Raw genomic sequence first — 21,260 nt, 5'->3', positions numbered from 1 at the left:
CGGCATGACGGACACCACCCTGGACCCCGCCCTCGTTCTGACCCTGGATGCCGCCCGCGAGGCATCGCGCGCCCTCGCGGCGGCCACGACCGGACAGAAGAACGACGCACTGCAGGCGATCGCCGCCGCCGTGCTCGCCGGAGCCTCCCGCATCGTCCCGGCCAACAAACTGGATCTGGCGAACGGCCAGGCCAACGGGTTGAGCGCGGCACTACAAGACCGGCTACGCCTCGACGAGCGTCGATTGCAGTCGCTCGCCGACGCGGTCACCGAGCTCACAGCCATCCCCGACCCGATCGGTGAATCGGTGCGCGGCAGCACTCTGCCGAACGGGCTCAGGATCAGTGAGGTGCGCGTGCCGTTCGGTGTGGTCGGGGCGATCTACGAGGCCCGGCCGAACGTGACCATCGACATCGCCGCGCTCTGCCTCAAGAGCGGCAATGCTGCGGTACTGCGCGGCGGCAGCGCTGCGGAGAACACCAACCGGGTGCTCGTCGAGCTCATCCAGGAGGCCTGCGCCTCGGTGGGGCTGCCGAAGGCCAGCGTGCAGACCATCGACGAATTCGGTCGCGAAGGCGCAACACAGCTGATGCGGGCGCGCGGATACGTCGACGTGCTGATCCCGCGAGGTAGCGCCAACCTGATCAACACCGTGGTCACAGAGTCGAAGGTTCCGGTCATCGAAACCGGGGCCGGCGTGGTGCACGTCTTTCTCGATGAATCGGCCGACGAGCAGTGGTCGGTGGATATCGTGCGCAACGCCAAGGTACAGCGGCCGAGCGTCTGCAACGCACTGGAGACACTGTTGGTGCACCGCTCCGCGGCCCAGAGGTTGCTTCCCGCGGTACTCGGCGCCCTCGCGGAGTCGGGGGTGACGGTGCATGCGGACGAGAGCGCCCGCGCCATCTACCCGGATGCCCTCCCCACCACCGAGGAGGACTGGTCCACCGAGCACCTGTCGCTCGACGTGTCGGTGCGGGTCGTTGACGACCTCGACGGCGCGATCGCCCACATCCGCAAGTACTCGACCGGGCACACCGAATCGATCATCACCAACGACCTGGCGCACGCGGAACGGTTCCTTGCCGAAGTCGATTCGGCGGTGGTGATGGTCAACGCCTCGACACGGTTCACCGACGGCGGCGAGTTCGGCTTCGGAGCCGAAGTGGGCATCTCCACCCAAAAGCTGCACGCTCGCGGTCCAATGGGCGTGGCCGAACTGACCAGCACAAAGTGGATCGTGCGCGGGTCGGGACAGATTCGAGGGTAGATTAGACCTATGACATTGCTTGCCATCGCAGCTGCCGAAGAGCTCGCACCTCTGGTGCTCCCCGCGTGGGGTTTCCCGTTGATCGGCGCCATCGTCTTCGCGACTCTGGGATTCGTCTGCTGGAGTTTCCGCGATGTCGCCAACCGGCACAGCGAAAAGCTCGACCGCGCGAACACAACGCACGGAACCGCTCACCGCTAGGCCGGCTACCGAATGGCCGAGGCTGAGCAAAGGCGCCCCCGGATCGGCGTGATGGGCGGAACATTCGACCCCATCCACAACGGTCACCTCGTGGCGGCCAGCGAGGTCGCACAGCACTTCCATCTCGACGAGGTCGTGTTCGTGCCAACCGGTCAGCCCTACCAGAAGCAAAACGCCACCCCCGGCGAACACCGCTACCTGATGACCGTCATCGCGACCGCATCGAACCCCATGTTCACGGTAAGCCGGGTGGACATCGACAGAGGCGGCCCCACTTACACGATCGACACCCTGCGCGATCTGCGCGCGGAGCGCCCGGACGCCGAGCTGTTCTTCATTACCGGGGCGGATGCGGTCGAGCAGATTCTCGACTGGAAGAACATCGACGAGTTGTGGTCGTTGGCCCATTTCGTGGCGGTTTCCCGGCCCGGCCACACGCTCACGGTTTCGAATTTGCCGCAGCAAGTCGTAAGCTTGCTCGAAGTGCCCGCACTGGCGATCTCCTCCACCGACTGCCGTGCGCGGGTCGGCCGGGGATTCCCGGTGTGGTATTTGGTTCCCGACGGAGTCGTCCAATATATCTCCAAGTACCACCTGTATCGGAGTAAGACATGACAGCGTGGCAAGACGAGCCGCCGCTGACACGGCGGCAAATGCGGATGCGCGAGCGTGAAGGCCTGCTCGAGGCTCCCGCTCCCGACGAGGTGCCCAATGCGGCCTCCGGCGAGGAGCACACGGCACCGGTGGTGTCGGTGCCCTCCGAGCCCAGCGACTCGCAGACCGCGCGGACGCCGCGTCATCCCGCATCCGGCACCGCCATCTTTGCGGCAGCCACTGCGGCGCCCGTCGAAGCACATCAACTCACGCGGCGTGAGTTGCGGGCTCTGCGATCCCGCTCAGAGGCGGTAGAAGGTTCCGTTCCGGTCGTCCAGCACGAACTCCGCGACGAGGTTCGGCAGCAGGCCGAGCCTGAGCCGTTGCCGGTCCAGGCCGTCTCCCCGGACTTCGCAGAGATCATCGCCTCACCATCCATCGACACGACTGCGATCCCCGTCATCCCGCCGTTCCCGGTGCCTGATCGTGAGGCGCAGGCTGCGGCCAGTGTGGCCGCTGCCGAACACACTGCAGGCGGTGTGCATCCGGGTAGCGCGGAGCAGACCTATACGCCGCCGTTCGGGCACTGGTCCATGCAGGCGAAAATCGACGACGAGAACCAGACGCTCGACCACACGATACGCCGCGATCTGTCGTCGAGCAGCGGTGCGATCACGACCAGCGCGCTCGTGCTCCCATCGATTCCGCAAGCTGGCGACATCACCCGCCCGATCAGCAACACCGGAGAAATCCTGATTACCGGCTCGGTCGAGTTGCCATCGAGTCTGGGCTCCACGGGGTCGTATCCGACGCACTTCGACCGCTCTGACGTGGATGCGATCATCGCCGCCGACGACCGGGAAGACTCGGCCGCGGGTTCGGCGCCCGTGCGCGCCATCCGCGCGGTCAGCACCAACAACGACACCCCCGCGCTGCTCGGCGAAACGACGGCCACGGAAAGTCGTACGCCGTTCGTGCTGGCGATCATCGCCGGCTCCACGCTGGTCGTCGCCGTGGGGCTCGTCATCGCCGGCTTCATCTTCAATGTCTTTTGAACGCGCTCACCACGCATCCCAGAATCCGGCTGTCAACCCCGTGAATTGTCAGCGTGGTCTGGTAAGCCTTGTTACAGCGTCAGTAACCCGATAGGAACCAGTGACCGCATCCGCGAACGCCCGTGACCTGCTTCAGGTCGCCGCCCTTGCCGCAGACTCCAAGCAAGCCGAAAACCTGGTCGCTCTGGATGTCTCCGGGCCGATGCCGCTGACCGACGTGTTCCTCCTCGCGTCCGGACGCAATGAACGCAACGTGGTCGCGATCGCGGACGCGATCGAAGATGCGCTCCTCGAGCACGGCACCAAGACAATGCGACGGGAAGGCAAGGCCGAGGGGCGCTGGATTCTCCTCGATTTCGGTGACCTCATCGTGCACGTCTTCCACGAGGAAGACCGGATGTACTACTCGCTGGAGCGACTATGGAAGGACTGCCCTGTCCTTCCGCTCGGTGTGATCTCCCACGAGTCTGCGAGCTGAGCGAAACCTTCGAACCGAGACTGGCCGCCGATGATCCCGTCGTTCCTGCGCTGGGACGATGCTCCTGGCGCTGAACGCCAGGCGATCGGGGAAATCGACCGCTGGGCGTCCAGCGAGGCGATGGCGGGACTGGTCGGCGTGTTCGGCGGAGTGCCGGTGGGAAGCGGTGCCGAGCTGCTGGGCTGGTTGGACCAGTTCTCGGCACAGCACTGGGACTTCCGCGCAGGGGCCGAGCGGAACCTGGGCCAGGCGCCACAATTCTCTCTCGCCGAGGAGAGCGAGACGGAACGTGCCTGCCTCGCCTTGGGACTGGCATCCGACGACCCGCCCAGGCGATCGAGCTACGACACCGTGCTGATGACCGGCGGCATGGTGAGGGCCGGAATCGTCAAGCCGCGGTTCGTTCGCGAACTGCTCCGGGGCGGTCTGGATGCGGCGAGCATCGTGTTCGTGGGCGCGTTCCGCCCGTTCGGTGGTGACGAAGCGGAGACGGCGGTCAAGCTCGGAGTGCCTGGCAGTGATGAGGTCGACGCGATGGTCGCGGGAATGGATGCCGCGTTCGGTCCGTTGGGGGAGCCCGAGGTCGTGGAGTCCATCGCCGAGAACCCGTTCCTGTCCTGGCGGCGACTGGCGTGGCAACTCGGAAAGACCACCTTGAGGGTGGTTGCCGCGCCATCTTCGCATCCGCAACGAAGGGCGAACACGGCGGACACGTTCCGGTTCTGGGCGGAGCACCACAGTGTCCGGGAGCAGTCGGTGCTCGTCGTCACCACACCGATCTACGTGCCGTATCAAGGTGCGGTAGCCGTCGACGTGCTCGGGCTGGGCCATGGGCTGACGGTGGAGACGGTCGCCGTGAGCGCCACCGCCAGCGACCTGGGGGAGTTGAGCCAAGAGTTCCGCACCGAGCATAAGCTGCAGGAGCTTCGATCCGCGATCCGGGCCATCGGGAGCCTGCGGGAGAGGCTCGGTTATCTGGACTGGCCCGGCGTGTAGTAACCTAAGCAAGTTGTTTCCGAGTAATCGGAACACGGGTCCATGGCGCAGCCTGGTAGCGCACCTGCATGGCATGCAGGGGGTCAGGGGTTCGAATCCCCTTGGATCCACCAAAACCCCCGGAATTCCGGGGGTTTTCCTGGTTTTACCGTCGGGTTTCTGCGTCAAGCAACACACTTACAACACGGTTACGACACCCAAACAACACAGTTACTCCGGTCGTGCGACGGCAGGTCTCCTGGGGTGGTAATTCGTTGGTCATTCGTGCATCTTTCGGTTGTTGTTGGTTAGTAACAGTTGTTGTGAGATCCAAGCATCTTGGCCAACAACGGATGAGAGTGCTGGTGCGCCATCCGCAGGATTTCATCCGCGGTGGCGCACCAGCACTTGGCTCAGTCTGTGCTTTGGTGGCCGGCCTTGCTGTCGTCCGCAATCACCGTGTTGAGGATCACAGTCAGGTCAGGAACCCTGTCCGGCCGGTGGATGTAGTAGCGGCGGGTGATATCGGGACTGGTGTGGCCGAGCTGCTTAGCGGCCTTGTCGTCGCCGAGAGTCGCGCTTATCAGTGTTGCCACCGTCTTCCGGAGCACGTGTAGGTTGACCCACTCGAATTCCGTTCCCTTGATGACACCTCTCCAGTACCGGTGGACATTCTGCAGGGGTCGGACTCCGCCGAGGCGGGAAGGGAAGACCCACTCGGTCACGCTTGTTGCGTGACGTCGACGGAGTAGCTCGACGGTGTGCCGAGGAAGGACTAGCTGCCGGTATCCAGCCTCGGTTTTGGGCGAGTCCTTACGGTAGGGCTTTTGGCCGTTGACTTCGACGATCGTGCCGGAGATGGTCAGGCAGGGTATGTCGCCATCGATGTCGACATCGCACCAGCGCAACGCCATCACCTCACCGATCCTGGCACCTGTTCCAAGCATGAGGTCGACGATGTCGATCATGTCCGAGTTCGGCCTTGGGCCGCACACTCGTGGTCCGGTCCGAAACACTTCAACCAGATGCCGTAGCCGCGTTATTTCGTCCAAGGTCAGCGCTCTCGGAGACTTGTGTTTGATCGTGATTCGAGCTACGTCGCGTACCGGGTTCGATCTGATTGCGTCGTGGCGAACTGCTAGTGACATGACCTGGCTCAGCGCCGATTTGATGTTGCGCACTTGCGAAGGCGTCAGCTTGGCGTGGTCTTTTAGGAAGCGGTCCACGGTTCCCACGGTCACCTCGCGGAGACATAGGTCGCCGAGATCCTCAATTATCTTTCTCCGAGCAATCCGTCGATATTCGTCGAATGTGTTGGGAGCGACGCTCCCTCGGACTTCTTCGAGCCAGAGCTCGGCGACCGCCTTCAGCTTGGTCGCACCGGAAAGGTCGCTCTGACTTTCTTCCGATTTCTCCAGCAGAATGAGCTTTAGCTTCTGCTTGGCGGCGTTGGAAGTGGCCGCGAAGGCGTTGACTGCCCGCGCTTTCCCGTCATATCCCCGGAATCGGGTAGAGGCACGCCAGGAGCCGTTGTTCGTCTTTTTGGTGTTGATATTGCCCCACGTTCCGCGGGGCATCGGGGGACGGCTCATTACGATACCGATCCTTTCCAGCCTGCGTCTGAGTGGATCTCAGACGCTAATGAACCTGCGAAGAGAAAAATCACCGCGCAGATGAGCAGCGACTAAGGCGCGCCCGAAATCCATGTCCGTGGCGAGATCGCGAAGCTGGGTAGAATTACCGGATCCGATAAATTCCGAAAGGTGAACCTTGAGTTTCGGGGTCGACATCAGGAATGCCCGAGCTGCTCAAGGCATCAGTCAACGAGAGTTTGCGAACCTCTGCGGATTGCCAGCGTCCACCCTTTCGGTGATTGAGCGAGGCCAAAGACAGCCGTCCGCAGAAAAGGTGAATGCGCTGTTGAAGGTTCTCGGATACCGTCTCGTCCCAGTGCACACGACGGCATCCACCGCGAGAGAGGTGTCCGGCGAACTCTCGAAATTCGCGCACGTAGAACAATCCCGGGACGCGGTCGCCGTCGTTGGAAGATTTGTGCTCGAGCTTCGACGACAAACCGCAGCACTTCAGATCGTGTTGTCGGACAGTCCTCCGTTGGCCAGGAAGCATTCCAATCGGTGGGATTGCCTACTCGCTGCGTGCATCGCCAACGTGTTTGTGCAGGAGGGGCTGCGTCTTCCCGGTTGGGTCGAAGCCCGCGGTTCGTCGCTCGACAGCGAGTGGTCGCCGCTCGGCCAGCGGCCGAACGCGGACTTACGGAAAGGCACGCCACTGGAGCTACGGGAACGCGGGATTCTGCTCACGTGGAAGCAGCTCCTCTGGTTGGGATCGATGGAGGCTCCACTCCAAAATCGCAACCCTGCCAGCTAGTGCGGCCATTTGTTGGCCGAATGAGAATCGTCGTCTGGCGACGTTGTTGTTGTACCTCGTGCGCGTTCGAGTCGATTCGTGGCGGGGAGTAAATCGCCGTTGTGTAGGCGATCTCTGGTTCTATGTCAGGTCTGGGCGCCCGCAGCGTCGGCAAAGTGCGGTCGGAATATCGCCACGAAGTCATGGGAACAGACGGGGATGATGCCGCCGATGCTGTTGAGGGTGCCGGCGGGGCCGGTCAGTGGTGGGCCCAACGCATTCTCGCTCGTATTAGTTGGTGCATTGGCCTCGCGACGTTGTGAACGTTAAGCCTTGGTAGTTGTGAGATTTCCGCAGCATCCATCGCATCCGTGCACTCGCACGTCCCTTCCAAGCCGAAGATTGAATGCCACATCATCGGGATCAGGGTGCCCGATACCGTGCTCGCAAATCCGTTCAGCGAGTCGTCTGTCGTCACGCCAACGGACTGGCCACGTGACCATGTGGTGTGGCGACGGGTTATGCACCCAGCAGTGCGGCCCGGAACAAGCGGCGACGCTGTGTACCTTTGTCAGGATTCCGTTGTCGAGTGCGATCACTTCGCCGGCGGCGAGATTCAGCTCGGCAGCCGCCAAGCCGGCCTGTTTAGGTGAGAGGCCATCACTCATCGCTGAACCGATGGATTCGATGCTGCCACTGTGTCCCAATAGTTCGGATCCAAGTTGCTCGCATGCGGCAGAGCCACGAGTTGCGGAAGCCGGTCGCGGCGACCGGGACCGATCTTTTGAGGACTCCGTCAAAATCCAGACGCTCAATGCCATGGACAACAGCATCGGGTCCAGGCCGGTCGATGACGAACGGCCTCTCCAGGGTCGCGTCACTTTCGTTCAGGGCAATCACCCTTAGGCGGCCATCGGCGGTGGATCGGTCATCAGCCATCACCTCGCAGATTAGCTGGACAGACTCGTCGAATTTCACCGCGGGCATTCATTAAGTGACAGGTGAGGACCGCGCATAGGGGTTCCCGAGGGCACGCATTCAGGCCGTGCCGGAACCGGGAACACCATGTCTATCGACGACGACCTACAGTCCCACTTCGCCAAGTGGTCCAGCCTCGCCAGCGACGAAAGCGACGAAAGCGACGACGACTTGGTGAGGTCGCTACGTCTGTACTCTGGCGAATCCAACAGAGACGCGTTCAATGCCCTCGGGGTGCGTCAGCGGAACTGGCTCGCCAACGTCCGCGCACTGCACCAATTTGTCGACAGTCGAGGGCGGTTGCCACACCGTACCTGGCGGGGGCGCAAGGACTCTGCCGATGCGGCGGAGGAGCATCTGGTCAACTGGCTGCGGGAACAACGTCGACATTCCCAATCGCTTTGCACGTACCAGCGTGACCGCCTCGAGGCGATCCCGGGCTTCGAATGGAGCCCGAAGGAAGAAGCCTGGGACCGAAAAGTCGATGACTACCGTGCGTTTGTGATCGAACATGATCGGCGGCCGAGCCTGTCAAGCGGGAGCAGGGCGGAGCAGCAACTGGCGGTCTGGGAGCGAAACCAACGCATGGCCCAACGGGACGGTCGCCTGCCCAAACACCGCGTCGACGAAGCTGGCGCGCTGCCCGGTTGGCGTTGGAGCACCGAGTAGGTCGGGATCAGGAGCACGGCCTGAAGCGCACCAGGATGGTCGCTTGGCCGCGTGGCCCGTCGTCGTTGGTTTACTTCTGTCCCTGCGTCTTATGCGGCTGCGTTTCGAGATATCTCCCGGATGTGGATCACCCCAGAGCGGGGACTCGGCTGTGTGAGCACCAGCCGTTAGCCTGAGAGAACGCTTTGTGGGTAATTATGACGATCACCTCAGCGTGGAGGAGAAGGCGCACGAGATGGATGTAGGACTGGCGGACGAATCAGTATTGGCAACAGAGGCACCCGATGCGGTGGTTCGGTAGTGGCGCTCAAGAAGTCCGACCTGTACAGCTCGCTGTGGAAGGGCGCGGACGAACTGCGCGGGGGCATGGATGCCTCCCAGTACAAGGATTATGTGCTGACTCTGCTCTTCGTGAAGTACGTCACCGACAAGGCGAAGGCCGATAAGAATAGCCTGATCGAGGTGCCCGAGGGCGGGTCCTTCGACGACCTGGTCTCGTTCAAGGGCCAGGTCGACATCGGCGAAAAGATCGACAAGGCGATCGCCAAGCTCGCCGAGGCCAATGACCTCCACAACGTGATCGACCAGGTCTGGTTCAACGACGCGGAGAAGCTTGGCAAGGGCCAGGCGATGGTAGACCGGCTGACGAAGCTGATCGCGATCTTCCAGGACCTCGACTTCCGCGGTTCCCGTGCCGAGGGTGACGACCTGTTGGGCGACGCCTACGAATACCTCATGCGGCACTTCGCTACCGAGTCGGGCAAGTCGAAGGGCCAGTTCTACACTCCGGCCGAGGTGTCGCGGGTCATGGCGCAGCTCATCGGTATCACGCCCCAGACCCCGTATTCGGCAACCGTCTACGACCCCACCTGCGGGTCCGGCTCCCTGCTCCTCAAAGTCGCGGATGCCGCCCCGCACGGCCTCACGATTTACGGCCAGGAGAAGGACAACGCCACCTGGGGCCTAGCCAAGATGAACATGATCTTGCACGGCAACGAGATCGCGGACATCCGCAAAGGCGACACGTTGACGAGCCCCGAATTCCTCGACGGCGACCGGCTCCAGACCTTTGACTTCCTCGTTGCCAATCCACCGTTCTCCACGAAGTCGTGGAGCAACGGCCTGACCCACGAGTACGGCCGCTTCGACGGCTACAGTCGCCCGCCCGAGAAGAACGGCGACTACGCCTTTCTGCTGCACATGCTCAAGTCGCTGAAGTCAACCGGCAAGGGCGCGGTGATCCTGCCGCACGGCGTGCTGTTCCGCGGCAACTCTGAGGGGCAGATCCGCAAGGAACTCATCAAACGCGGCTACATCAAGGGCATCATCGGCCTGCCCGCGAACCTCTTCTACGGCACCGGCATTCCGGCGTGCATCATCGTGCTTGACAAGGAGAGCGCTCAGTCGCGCACCGGCATTTTCATGATTGACGCTTCAAAGGGCTTCGCGAAGGACGGCCCGAAGAACCGGCTGCGACCGCGCGACATGCACCAGATAATCGAGGTATTTCGGGGGCTGCGGGAGGTGTCCCGTTTCTCGCGGATGGTGCCCCTCAGCGAGATCGCCGACCCGAAAAACGACTACAACCTCAACATCCCGCGCTACATCGACTCATCGGAACCGGAAGACATTCAAGATCTCCGCGCGCACTTGCACGGCGGCATTCCGGACCGCGACCTGGATGCCCTACAGCCGTATTGGGATGCGTTCCCGTCGGTGCGTGCGACGCTCTTCCGCCCGCTGCGCGAGGGCTACTCCGAGCTGGCCATCGACAAGAATGACGTGCTGGCGGTCATCACAGACGCTCCGATGTACCAGGAGTTCAGCAAGAGGATTGATTCCCTCCTCGCCGAATGGTGGGGTGAGCATCGCGTCGAACTTGAGGCGATTACCGCAGAGACACGCCCGAACCGGTTGGCCACCATCCTGGGGGAGACGCTGCTCGACCTGTTCCGCCCAATCCCGCTGATCGACGAGTACGGCGTGTACGAGCGGTTCATGAGCTATTGGAACGAGGTCATGCACGACGACGTCGCGCTGATCATGAGCGAAGGTTGGGATCGCGCGGCAAAGCCGCGCAAGGCGATCGAGGACAAGGATCGTAAGCTCGCCGAAACCCCTGACTTGGTGATCGGATCCGGACGTGGTGGGGCGAAGTACAAGATGGACCTCCTGCCCCCTGCGCTAATCGTGGCGCAATACTTCGGGGACGACGCGATGAAGCTTGAAGAATTGGATGCAGTGGCCGGAGCGGCCGCCCGAGCCATCGACGAGTTCGTCGAAGAAAACTCCGGCGAGGACGGACTGCTGGCCGACGCGATAGACGACGACAAGATCAGTAAGACACTCGCTAGCGCTCGACTTCGCGAAGCCAAGCGAGAGGACGCGACTAGTGACGAAGTGAAGGCGCTTACGAAACTGGTCGGCTTGTACGACGCGGAAACGGCCGCGAAGAAGGGCGCAAAGGACACAGCACTCAAACTCGACGAGGCAACCATCGCGCAATACGGCAGGTTGAACACGGCCGACATTCAGACACTTGTCATCCGTCGCAAGTGGGGTGCGGCTACCACTCGCGGCGTGAGCGCCGAGCTGAACGTGCTGACCCAACAGCTCGTCGATCGTCTGCGCAAACTGGGGGAACGATACAGTCAGACGCTCGACCAACTCAGCGATGAGGTGGAGACGTTGAGCGCTAGGGTCGCGGGGCATCTAGCGGCAATGGGGGTGCGATGACCTTGCCCGGACTACAAGTTATGCCCGCGGGAGAACTGGGCTACTTCAAGGGCGGGAGTGGATTTCCTGTCAAATTTCAGGGGCTTGGGTCTGGCGACTTGCCGTTTTTCAAAGTCTCAGATATGAACAAGCCTGGCAACGAGTTGTACATGCGCACGGCCAACAACTACGTGAGTGAGGCCCAGCGGAAGTCAATGGGTGCGGTGCGGATACCCGCGGGGGCGATCGTGTTCGCCAAAGTAGGTGCAGCTGTCTTTCTGGAGCGAAAGCGCATTTTGGCGCAGGACAGTTGCATCGACAACAACATGGCGGCATTTGTAGTCGACCGGGCTCGCGTAGACATTCGGTTTGCGCACTACTTGCTGTGTGACTTTAGGATGTCGAGCCTCGTGGCGACGACAGCCCTGCCGTCACTTAATGGCACTCAATTGCGGGCAATCCCACTTCGGCTGCCTAGTGCCATCGATGTCCAACTTCAGATTGTTGAGGCGCTTGCCGACGCTGACGACCTCGTTGCGTCGCTTGAGCGGCTCATCGCCAAGAAACGGGCGATCAAGCAGGGCATGATGCAGGAGCTCCTGACGGGTAAGACGCGACTCGGTGCGTTCGCTGAACCCTGGAAGACTGTGCGTCTCGGAGACTGTGTGAAATACGTAAAGACGACAGCTCTCTCAAGAGCACAGCTCGACGACACTTCATCGGTCCGGTATCTCCACTACGGCGATATTCACGCCAATGCGTCGGCTTTCCTAGACGCCGCACGGCAGATAATGCCTCGCGCGCGTCGGGAACTCATCGGTTCCGCTGCTCGACTGGAAGTTGGCGACGTTGTGTTTGCTGATGCGTCCGAGGATGCGGCAGGTGTCGGCAAGTCGGTCGAGATTGCATCAGTGCCGTCCGCTGGTCTTATTGCGGGCATGCACACCATAGCGGCACGGTTTGATAAGTCGGTCCTGGCCGATGGGTTCAAGGGGTACCTGCAGTTCGTCCCCAATTTCCGGAACACGCTCCTGAGATTTGCGGCGGGAACCAAGGTGCTCGCGACGGCGGGAAGTTACATCTCAGGCGTGGAGTTGCGTCTGCCTTCCACCGTAGAGCAGCAGTTCATTGCGAACGCCTTGCACGACGCTGACGCGGAAATCGAAGCACTAGAGCGCCGACTTAAGACCACCCGCAACATCAAGCAGGGAATGATGCAGGAGCTTCTCACCGGTCGCACCCGACTGATCGAGAAAGAGGTTGCAGCATGACTTCAGGCAAGCAGATTCGACTGTTCCTCGCCGATGGGACTGCGGGTGGGTTGGTGAACGCGGAAATCATGAACTGGACAGGTCATGTTGCCACCGCCTCCCGGTCCGACATCGGGAAACTGCTCTCGCGTGACGAGGCGAAACGCACCGGCATTTACCTCCTCCTCGGGGACGACCCCGACTTGACCGCAGGGACGGCAGCGTACATAGGGGAGGGCGATGAGATAGCGACGCGGCTGCGCCAGCATGCTCGGTCCGAGGACCAGGGCGGCAAGGACTTTTGGGATCGCGTCATCATCGTTACCTCGAAAGACGCCAACCTTACGAAGGCACACGCGAGGTACTTGGAAGCGCGACTGATCGGCCTCGCCACAGCGGCACGGCGGGCACGGCTCATGAACGGGACCGCGCCGCCGCTCATTCAGCTTCCCGAGGCTGACATTTCGGATATGGAGTACTTCATCGGACAGATGCTCATCGTGCTCCCGGTCCTCGGGGTGAACCTTTTTCGTCAGCTCAGCCACGTCCCGCGAACGCACGAAGACCCAGTCGGGAAGCTGATTCGGGAATCTCCGGTATTTCAACTCAAGGTCGGCCGTCATTCGATCCTCGCCCAGGCTCGGGAGATCGACGGTGAGTTCACGGTCCTGCAGGGGTCGACTGCGCGCGGCTCGTGGGAGGGAACCGACCGACACCCTGGGTATCGGCGACTACACGACAGCTTGATAGAGGACGGGTCTATCGCGCTCAGCGCGGAGAATCGCTGGGCGTTCACCAGAGACGTCGCGTTTGCTTCGCCGTCAGCTGCAGGTGCCGTCGTGACGGGCCGATCCTCTAACGGACGGACGGCTTGGCAGAGCGTCGCCACCGGTCAGACTTTCGGGGGCTGGCAGGCACGCGACATTCCGGAGGCAACCCCGGTGCCGGATGCCGGATTGGAGCTGCTGTGAGCGTCGTCGGCCAGCTCGAACGCAAAACACAGAACCGCGTCGTCACGCTGTTCCGGGAGCAGCTCGGTTACGAGTACTTGGGCAACTGGGAAGACCGGCTGGGCAACTCAAACATCGAAGAGGAACTGCTGCGAAAGAACCTCCTGGCACGCGGTTATGGCGACGCTGTGATTGGCAAGGCGATTGCCGAATTGACAAAGCTCGCGGCGCTCGGCGGTGGGCGCAAGCTTTATGACGCTAATCGCGAGGTGTACGAGGCGTTACGCTACGGCATCAAGGTCAGTGCTGGCGTTGGAGGATACATCGAGACGGTCTGGCCGATCGATTGGGACAACCCGGAGGCGAACCACTTCGCCGTCGCGGAAGAGGTGTCGATCAAGGGCGAGCACAACAAACGTCCGGACATCGTGTTTTACGCGAACGGCATCGCGCTCGGCGTCATCGAACTGAAGCGATCCCGGGTGAGCGTCTCGGAGGGCATCCGTCAGAACATCGGCAATCAGGACCAGCAGTTCATCCGGCCGTTCTTTACGACCGTGCAACTGCTCTTCGCCGGCAACGACGTCGAAGGCCTGCGCTACAGCGTGATCGACACCCCCGAGAAGTACTGGATGGCCTGGAAAGAGCCGGTGGCGGCCGGCTCGGCTGGCGGTGACGGGCCGCTGGATCAGGCGCTGCTGCAGCTGGGCGCCAAGGATCGCTTCCTTGAGGTGATCCACGACTTCATCGTCTTCGACGCCGGAACGAAGAAGACCTGTCGGCACAACCAGTACTTCGGCGTGAAAGCCGCGCAAGCCCGGGTGGGCAGCCGCGAGGGCGGCATCATCTGGCATGCCCAGGGCTCCGGCAAGAGCCTGACCATGGTGTGGCTGGCGAAGTGGCTGCGCGAACACCAGACGGATGCGCGCGTCTTGCTGATCACCGACCGCACCGAACTCGACGAGCAGATCGAGAAGGTCTTCAAGGGCGTCAACGAGAGTATTTACCGCACCTCCAGCGGCGTCGACCTGATCGCACAGCTCGGCAGCAACAAGGAGCGATTGATCTGCTCGCTCATCCACAAGTTCCGGGGCAGCGAGGACGACGCCGACCGGGATGCGGCAGGCGGCGACTTTATCCGCCAACTCAAGGCACTGGTGCCGGCGGACTTCACGGCCAAGGGCAACCTGTTCGTCTTCGTCGACGAGGCGCATCGCACCCAGTCCGGCACGATGCACAAGGCGATGAAGGAACTGCTGCCCGGCGCCATGTTCATCGGCTTCACCGGCACACCGTTGCTGAAGAAGGACAAAGCGACCAGCCTCGAAACCTTTGGCACCTTCATCCACACCTACAAGTTCGACGAGGCAGTCGCCGATGGGGTAGTGCTCGACCTGCGCTACGAGGCGCGCGACATCGATCAACAACTCACCGGTCCAGGAAAGGTCGACGCCTGGTTCGACGCCAAGACAAAGGGGCTGACGGATCTTTCTAAGGCGGAGCTGAGGAAGCGCTGGGGGACGATGCAGCGGGTTACCTCGGCATCGTCCCGGGCGCAGCAAATCGTGCAGGACATCCTGCTCGACATGGAGATCAAGCCGCGCCTGATGGACGGTCGCGGTAATGCGATGCTGGTGGGCTCGAGCATCTACCAGGCATGCAAGTTCTATGAGATGTTCGTGAACGCTGGCTTCAGAGGCAAGGTCGCCATTGTCACCAGCTTCGAGCCGAACGCCACCGACATCTCCAAAGAGGACGCCGGCGAGGGCTACACCGAGAAGCTAATGCAGTACAACATCTACCGGCAGATGCTCGCAGACTACTTCGACGAACCGGCGGATGAGGCGGTGGGGCGCATCGCGGAGTTCGAGACCGACGTGAAGCGGCGTTTCGTCGAGGAGCCGGGCCAGATGCGGCTACTCATCGTCGTCGACAAGCTCCTCACCGGCTTCGATGCCCCGAGTGCAACCTATCTCTACATCGACAAGAAGATGCAGGATCACGGGCTGTTCCAAGCGATCTGTCGGGTCAACCGGCTCGACGGCGACGACAAAGAATACGGGTACATCGTCGACTACCGCGATCTGTTCAACTCGCTCGAGACGGCGATTACCGACTACACCTCCGGTGCGCTGGATGGTTACGAGAAGACCGACATAGACGGGTTGCTGAAGGACCGCACCGAGCAGAACCGCAAGGATCTCGATGACGCGGTCGAGCGCATCCGTGCGTTGTGCGAGCCGGTCGCCCCGCCCAAAGAGACGTTGAGCTACCAGCACTATTTTTGCGCGACTGAGCCGGGCAACATGGAGCAGCTCAAGGCAAATGAGCCGAGACGTGTCGCGTTCTACAAGGCGGTGTCGTCCCTTGTGCGTGCTTACGCCGAACTGGCCAACGACATGCCGGAAGCCGGATACAGCCTCGCCGAGGCCGCGGCCATCAAGAAGGAGGTCGCCCACTACGTCGCCGTGCGGGACGAGGTGAAGATCGGTGCTATGGAGAACGTCGACTTCAAGCAGTTCGAGGCGGGCATGCGCGCTCTGCTCGACACCTACATCCAAGCGGACCCCTCGGAGAGCATCGGCGACTTCAAGGAGAAGGGCCTAGTCGAGCTGATCGTGGAACGCGGTGCGGCGGCATTGGACGGCTTGCCCGCGGGCATCCGGAAGAACCAGGATGCGGCTGCCGAGACCATCATCAACAACGTTCGCAAAACCATAGTCGATGAGCACGCGATGAACCCGAAGTACTACGACACCATGTCCTCATTGCTCGACGCGTTGATCGAGCAACGCCGCAAGGAAGCCCTCGACTACAAGGAGTTCCTGCAAAAACTGATCGCACTCACCGTCAAGGTGGGCAAGCGCGAGTCCGACACGGTCTATCCGGACTGGGCCAAGAACGGTGCGCAGCGCGCGCTGGTGGATTTCGGCTGGGCCGATTCGACGATCGTTATCCAGATTGACACGGCGATCACCGTCGCTAAGCCGTACGACTGGGTGGGCAACAAACTGAAGGAGAAGGTCGTCGCCAACGCGTTGCGCAAGGTGCTGCCCGAGGACTTCGAGCGATTCGATGAACTCTTCGATCTCGTGAGGGCGCGGGATGAGTACCGCTAACGCCTACCTCACGGTCGCCGGCCTCGGAGTGGACGTGGTCTACAAGGACATCAAGAACCTGCACATCTCCGTCTACCCGCCCGTGGGGCGGGTGCGGGTGGCGGCGCCCGAGCGCATGGATGAGGATGCGATTCGCTTGGCGATCGTGCAGCGGTTGCCGTGGATTAAAAAGCAGCGCGAGCAACTCCAGAACGCCGACAGGCAGGGCGCGCGTGAGATAGTCACCGGCGAGACCCACTACGTCTGGGGGCAACGGCTGCGGCTCGACGCGCCACGCACGGGTCGGCCCGGCGTGTCGATTCAGGGAAGGAAGCTTGTTCTGACCGCACCCGAAGGATCGGACGCCAACGCCCGCAGCGGTATCCTCGACCGTTGGTACCGCCGCCAACTCCGGGCGGCGCTCACGCCTCTGCTTGCCAAGTGGCAGCCGATCGTCGGCCACGAGGCCGACAAGATTGTGGTGCGTCGGATGAAGACCAAGTGGGGCACCTGCGCCTCCCACAGTGGCAGCATATGGTTCAACCCCGAACTCGCGAAGAAGAACCCTCGTTGCCTCGAGTACATCGTCGTGCACGAGCTCACTCACTTTGACGAGCGCACCCACAACGAGCGCTTCGTGGAACTGATGGACCGTCGCCTGCCGAACTGGCGCGGGTTGCGCGACGAGCTGAATGGGGCACCGCTCGCCGAGGAGGAGTGGGCGTAGAGGAGCGGGTTCTGTCCATTGCTCGTTCGTTCGTTGCTCTTGCTGCGTGTGTCGAACTGCCATCAGCCGCATGGCGGGTTGGCAACTCATTGATGTCCTGGTTGGAAACGGCGACTGCAGCGCCGTGGACAACTCCTGCATCCCCTTTGGGGTCGGGCCGTGAACTCGATGGTGGCCTTGCCGCCGCTCATGTGTTGGCCGGTATGGGTGGGATGATCGGAGGAAGGTTCTGGTCAGGAGTTGCGACGTGGTAGGAGAGTGGGAATCCGACGGAGTAGAGCTCCCAACAGCGATTGAGCATGCCTATGAAACGGACTCATTGGTGTTGTTCTGTGGTGCGGGTATTTCAGCAGCCCCACCATCGTGTCTTCCAGGGTTTCGTGGCCTTGTCGAGGAGATCGCATCGGAGCTCGGACGATCGGACCTGTTGCCCGACGACCCAGATGAACCGGTCCAGTTTGACGTGGTGATGGGGGAGCTCAACGAGCTCCAGCGCGACGTGCACGCGCGAGTGAGCGCGCGGCTTAGATCGACAGTGGAACCCAATTCCTATCATCTCGATCTCGTCCAGATCTCTCGGAGCTCCGGCCGAACACCGAGAATCGTCACGACCAACTTCGACTTGCTCTTTGAGGTGGCAGCCAAGCGACTTGGGATATCTCTCCCGGTGCACATCGCTCCAGCTCTGCCACTGGGGAACGACTTCACTGGCCTGGTGCACCTTCACGGCCCGACTGACCCTTCGCGCAGTCAGCGGATGGTTGTCACGGACTCCGATTTCGGTCAGGCATATATTACGGAGGGGTGGGCGACCCAGTTCCTCACTCGAATGTTCGATCGGTACGTCACCCTCTTTGTCGGCTACAGCGCTGACGATACAGTTATGCGGTATCTCGCACGTGCTCTACCTGCCGACGGGAAAACGCGGTTCGCGTTCGTGGACGCTGAACACTCCGCGATGATGTCCGTGAGGTGGGAGCGTCTGGGTGTTACGCCTATCCTTTATCCATCGCCCGACGATGTAAGGCACGCCTCACTGATGAGCTTCATTGGGCATTGGCGAGAGCGGCTGACGTCCACTTCGGCCGAGCGATTCGACCGCATAGGATCAATCGTCACGGCTGGACCCAGTGACCTCGCCGTCACGGAAGGGGAACTTCTATGGCTAATCAACGATCCCGAGCATGCGCGACATTTCAGGAATGCCGCTGACCCCGCAGTATGGATCCAGCGGTTGGACGCGATCGGAGGGATTGACTCGCTCTTCGACTCCGGCGGCGATACCGAGGAGCTGGATAACTGGGCGCAGTGGGCGGCGCGTGGTTTTGACACAGACCACGGTGATGCTCTGCTCGCGGCGGTTGCTCGACATGAGGGCCGCCTTTCGCGCGCTTTGTGGTTGCACGCCTGGCTACAACTCTTCGGTGACTATCATCCAGTAGATCAGCACCGACAGTGGCTTCTCTTGCTCGCCGCGGACCAGCCTTCCCGGGATAGCGAACGTCTTTCCGGGCTTCTCCGACCCGTGGCTGAGAAGGACGTCGCGGCCGCGGAGATCCTCCTGCACCATTTGCTCATTCCGCGGCTCCGGTTTCGACCTCATCGAGGATGGCCGCGCAGCCGAGATTCACTGGACTCCGATCTCGTGCTCCCGTGGCGAGATTCTTCCATTCGAGAAGCGTGGCCGACGCTTTTGTCAAGTTTGTCAGACCCCGATCATCTGCTGTCAGTGGCGCTTGGCCTGATCCGAGGGGTGGAGGCGACCGAGGCGCTCTTCAGCGGCGTTGACCGCAGATACACACTTTCCGTCCGACGCCACAAGGTCGACGGCGTCCAACCACACACGCGTGACGACCCCTACGTGCTCGTTGTTGACATCGCACGGGACCTCCTACGGGAGTTCGTTCGGAGCGAGGGAACCGATAGAGCGATCAAGTATTTGGATAGCTCATCGGAGATGATTCAGCGACTGGCAATCGACGCGCTCGCCGAGGCACGAAGCATTGAAGCGGATGCACTGTTGGAATTACTGACCGAGCGTGGACTAGTCTTTCGGATCTCAACGAAGCCCGAGGTGTTCCGGCTCATGAAGTCCATTTACCGGCACGCGTCACCGCACGCCAAACAGGAGTTGCTCGCGCATATTCGCGGCGCGGACACCCGCGGAGGTGGCACGCAGATCCGTGACGAGGAACGATACAACGCGCTGGCCTGGATAAGCAACGACCAGCCCGTAGACGATCCGATTCATCGGGCGTTGGCCACAATGCAGGATGAGCACCCGGACTTCAGGCCAATCGACCATCCAGATCAGAATTTCTGGATCACCACGGGCTCAAATGATGGACCCGAGGCGGAACCCGAAGGACGTTTTCGAGGGTTACCAGTGCAAGAGGTGGTGGAGATGCTCGCCGCAGATTCGACTCTTGACGACGTTTACGACAGCGGACCAGTGCTGCGAGAACTGCGGGACTTTCTCCTTCAGGAGACCGATCAAGAGCTGCCGCTGATGGACGCATTTATCGCTCAGGCACTTTGGTCGCCGGCAGCGTGGGCGGCGGCATTGACGAGTAGCACTCGGTTGGGGGCTGCTTGGACAGCAGCGCCGCTCGTGGAACGTCTTGACCAGATACCCCACGATCTTGCCGACATCGCCCACAGGCTGGTCTTCTCGATCACCTACCCAACCGAGGACACCGAGCGACCTCTCGAAAACGCCACGGAACGATGCCGACTTCTACTTGGACTCTGGCGCAACGTGGCTGCAGAACTGTCTGACGACCCGCCAACGGATCCCTCCGAAGCACACTCAACAGCCCGCGGCGCACTCGCCTACGCCTACGTGGAGACAGTGCTGCGCGCCACCCAAGAGCGAGGCGACTCTACGGTCGACGCGGAAGGGCTAAAGGGTCTGAGTGAGCTGGTCGTTGCTCAAGCCGACAACCTTGCAGATCCCAGCCCAATGATGCTCGCGCGATACGCAGGGCACATCCTTGCCATGGCGCCCGAGTGGTTCGACACGCACTTACAGCCTGCGCTGCTCCAAATCGACGAGTCGCCACAGCGCAGAAGTCTCTGGGCAGGAATACTAACCAGCAACTTCTTCTCACAGGAGTTGATGCTGCGCATCCGCGAGGCCCTGCGGACTGGATGGCAATTCATCGCGCGATCGCTCCCCGGCTCGATCGAGTCATTCATCGAGATCCATGCTGCCCAATTCGCCTGCTACACCACCGCTGAAGAACACACCTGGGTGGATCCGTTCATCGCCGCAGCCCCCGTGAAGACACGAGTCCGCTGGATCAGATCAGTAGCACGACAACTCGACGGCGAAGATCCAAGCTTCCAAGACCTCCTGTTCGCGCACTGGCAGCACAGGCTTGACGGTCAGCCGCCCCTCCTCGGTCCAGAGCAGCGAGCACTCCTGGACTGGATCACCCTTCCCGGCATTGATCTCGATCGAGCTGCTGATCTATTCACGCGCGGACCAGAGGCGACGTCTGTGGACGAGGATCACGGCTTTGACTACTACGACCTCGATCACTTCCCGCCAGACAACAGATCCGCATTTCTCAGGGTCGCATTGCACCTTTTGCGAGGGCGCACCACGTTGCCTCCGTTTCTCAACCTGCTCGTCCAAGCAGTGTCGGAGACGAGTGACCACGACATCGCGCTCGCACAAGGAGTGTGGAGCGAATTGCTCAGGCTCGGGTACGGGCCGGCCCGCGAGCACCTTGACGAGTAGCGAACCTGGCGTAACACCAGATATAGCCAGAGTGTGGACGCGGCTGGTCCGTCGTTATCTCTGATCTATCGTGAGCCTTACCCCATTGCGGCGTGAGACCGTCGGCGCGTCGCTCTGGGGCGAATTGCTTCCGTTACCAGTCGGTGCTGGGCACGGGACACCGGCGGTGAGGCTCTTGATGCCTCGGC

16 protein-coding genes and 1 tRNA gene are annotated in these 21,260 nt (G+C 61.6%); 15 read left to right on the top strand and 2 right to left on the bottom strand.

The features are described 5' to 3' along the window. Positions 1-4 precede the first annotated feature (4 nt). The 7 genes from ABFX56_RS02680 to ABFX56_RS02650 all read left to right on the top strand — a co-directional run bounded on the left by ABFX56_RS02680 (position 5) and on the right by ABFX56_RS02650 (position 4,707). Positions 5-1,270: a glutamate-5-semialdehyde dehydrogenase gene (locus ABFX56_RS02680; RefSeq protein WP_346231737.1), complete on the top strand. Its 1,266-nt coding sequence runs from the start codon at positions 5-7 to the stop codon at positions 1,268-1,270. A gap of 9 nt (positions 1,271-1,279) precedes the next feature. Beyond that, the gene (locus ABFX56_RS02675; protein ID WP_346231736.1) at positions 1,280-1,471 is read left to right on the top strand and encodes a hypothetical protein; all 192 of its coding nucleotides are present in this window, start codon (positions 1,280-1,282) and stop codon (positions 1,469-1,471) included. Positions 1,472-1,483: 12 nt separating this feature from the next. After that, positions 1,484-2,086 (top strand): nicotinate-nucleotide adenylyltransferase, encoded by a 603-nt coding sequence (gene nadD, locus ABFX56_RS02670; RefSeq protein WP_346231735.1) that lies wholly within the window; start codon positions 1,484-1,486, stop codon positions 2,084-2,086. Then, positions 2,083-3,120 carry a hypothetical protein gene (locus tag ABFX56_RS02665; protein WP_346231734.1) on the top strand — a complete coding sequence of 346 codons (1,038 nt, stop codon included), beginning with the start codon at positions 2,083-2,085 and terminating at the stop codon, positions 3,118-3,120. Before nadD ends, ABFX56_RS02665 begins: the two co-directional genes overlap by 4 nt. A 100-nt stretch (positions 3,121-3,220) precedes the next feature. Beyond that, positions 3,221-3,598: a ribosome silencing factor gene (rsfS, locus tag ABFX56_RS02660; RefSeq protein ID WP_346231733.1), complete on the top strand. Its 378-nt coding sequence runs from the start codon at positions 3,221-3,223 to the stop codon at positions 3,596-3,598. A gap of 30 nt (positions 3,599-3,628) precedes the next feature. Then, a complete protein-coding gene (locus ABFX56_RS02655; protein WP_346231732.1) occupies positions 3,629-4,594 on the top strand; it encodes a hypothetical protein in 966 nt (321 codons plus the stop codon). A 36-nt stretch (positions 4,595-4,630) separates the two neighbouring features. Further along, positions 4,631-4,707, top strand: a tRNA-Ala gene (locus ABFX56_RS02650). A 279-nt stretch (positions 4,708-4,986) separates the two neighbouring features. Here the strand turns inward: ABFX56_RS02650 and ABFX56_RS02645 are convergent. Beyond that, positions 4,987-6,165 (bottom strand): tyrosine-type recombinase/integrase, encoded by a 1,179-nt coding sequence (locus ABFX56_RS02645; RefSeq protein WP_346231731.1) that lies wholly within the window; start codon positions 6,163-6,165, stop codon positions 4,987-4,989. Positions 6,166-6,343: 178 nt separating this feature from the next. Between ABFX56_RS02645 and ABFX56_RS16270 the strand changes: the two genes are divergently transcribed. After that, positions 6,344-6,961 carry a helix-turn-helix domain-containing protein gene (locus tag ABFX56_RS16270; protein WP_428834387.1) on the top strand — a complete coding sequence of 206 codons (618 nt, stop codon included), beginning with the start codon at positions 6,344-6,346 and terminating at the stop codon, positions 6,959-6,961. Between the two features lie 639 nt (positions 6,962-7,600). Here the strand turns inward: ABFX56_RS16270 and ABFX56_RS02640 are convergent. After that, positions 7,601-7,918, bottom strand: coding sequence for a hypothetical protein (locus ABFX56_RS02640; RefSeq protein WP_346231730.1), 318 nt, complete (start codon positions 7,916-7,918; stop codon positions 7,601-7,603). Between the two features lie 87 nt (positions 7,919-8,005). Between ABFX56_RS02640 and ABFX56_RS02635 the strand changes: the two genes are divergently transcribed. From ABFX56_RS02635 to ABFX56_RS02605, 7 genes are all read left to right on the top strand, one after another. Beyond that, complete coding sequence (locus ABFX56_RS02635; RefSeq protein ID WP_346231729.1) at positions 8,006-8,587, top strand: hypothetical protein; 582 nt, start codon at positions 8,006-8,008, stop codon at positions 8,585-8,587. 300 nt (positions 8,588-8,887) lie between these two features. After that, positions 8,888-11,323 (top strand): type I restriction-modification system subunit M, encoded by a 2,436-nt coding sequence (locus ABFX56_RS02630; RefSeq protein ID WP_346231728.1) that lies wholly within the window; start codon positions 8,888-8,890, stop codon positions 11,321-11,323. Next, complete coding sequence (locus tag ABFX56_RS02625; protein ID WP_346231727.1) at positions 11,320-12,573, top strand: restriction endonuclease subunit S; 1,254 nt, start codon at positions 11,320-11,322, stop codon at positions 12,571-12,573. The genes ABFX56_RS02630 and ABFX56_RS02625 overlap by 4 nt, the downstream gene beginning before the upstream one ends. Next, on the top strand, positions 12,570-13,523 hold the full coding sequence (locus ABFX56_RS02620) for a GIY-YIG nuclease family protein (RefSeq protein ID WP_346231726.1): 954 nt from the start codon (positions 12,570-12,572) through the stop codon (positions 13,521-13,523). Before ABFX56_RS02625 ends, ABFX56_RS02620 begins: the two co-directional genes overlap by 4 nt. Then, a complete protein-coding gene (locus tag ABFX56_RS02615; protein WP_346231725.1) occupies positions 13,520-16,621 on the top strand; it encodes a type I restriction endonuclease subunit R in 3,102 nt (1,033 codons plus the stop codon). Before ABFX56_RS02620 ends, ABFX56_RS02615 begins: the two co-directional genes overlap by 4 nt. Continuing rightward, positions 16,608-17,327 carry a M48 family metallopeptidase gene (locus ABFX56_RS02610; RefSeq protein ID WP_346231724.1) on the top strand — a complete coding sequence of 240 codons (720 nt, stop codon included), beginning with the start codon at positions 16,608-16,610 and terminating at the stop codon, positions 17,325-17,327. The genes ABFX56_RS02615 and ABFX56_RS02610 overlap by 14 nt, the downstream gene beginning before the upstream one ends. Positions 17,328-17,574: 247 nt before the next feature. Beyond that, positions 17,575-21,072 (top strand): SIR2 family protein, encoded by a 3,498-nt coding sequence (locus ABFX56_RS02605; protein WP_346231723.1) that lies wholly within the window; start codon positions 17,575-17,577, stop codon positions 21,070-21,072. Positions 21,073-21,260 lie beyond the last annotated feature (188 nt).

Origin of the sequence: Parafrigoribacterium mesophilum, assembly GCF_039652555.1 — a bacterium.
GTDB classification, from domain to species: Bacteria; Actinomycetota; Actinomycetes; order Actinomycetales; family Microbacteriaceae; genus Parafrigoribacterium; species Parafrigoribacterium mesophilum.
This window is presented reverse-complemented; position numbering and strand designations above follow the sequence as displayed.

Coding starts and splice junctions, on each gene's coding strand:
- ABFX56_RS02620 (WP_346231726.1), top strand. CDS start 12,570: ATGACTTCAGGCAAGCAGATTCGACTGTTCCTCGCCGATGGGACTGCG.
- nadD (WP_346231735.1), top strand. CDS start 1,484: ATGGCCGAGGCTGAGCAAAGGCGCCCCCGGATCGGCGTGATGGGCGGA.
- ABFX56_RS02610 (WP_346231724.1), top strand. CDS start 16,608: ATGAGTACCGCTAACGCCTACCTCACGGTCGCCGGCCTCGGAGTGGAC.
- ABFX56_RS02625 (WP_346231727.1), top strand. CDS start 11,320: ATGACCTTGCCCGGACTACAAGTTATGCCCGCGGGAGAACTGGGCTAC.
- ABFX56_RS02665 (WP_346231734.1), top strand. CDS start 2,083: ATGACAGCGTGGCAAGACGAGCCGCCGCTGACACGGCGGCAAATGCGG.
- ABFX56_RS02675 (WP_346231736.1), top strand. CDS start 1,280: ATGACATTGCTTGCCATCGCAGCTGCCGAAGAGCTCGCACCTCTGGTG.
- ABFX56_RS02680 (WP_346231737.1), top strand. CDS start 5: ATGACGGACACCACCCTGGACCCCGCCCTCGTTCTGACCCTGGATGCC.
- ABFX56_RS02635 (WP_346231729.1), top strand. CDS start 8,006: ATGTCTATCGACGACGACCTACAGTCCCACTTCGCCAAGTGGTCCAGC.
- ABFX56_RS02655 (WP_346231732.1), top strand. CDS start 3,629: ATGATCCCGTCGTTCCTGCGCTGGGACGATGCTCCTGGCGCTGAACGC.
- ABFX56_RS02645 (WP_346231731.1), bottom strand. CDS start 6,165: ATGAGCCGTCCCCCGATGCCCCGCGGAACGTGGGGCAATATCAACACC.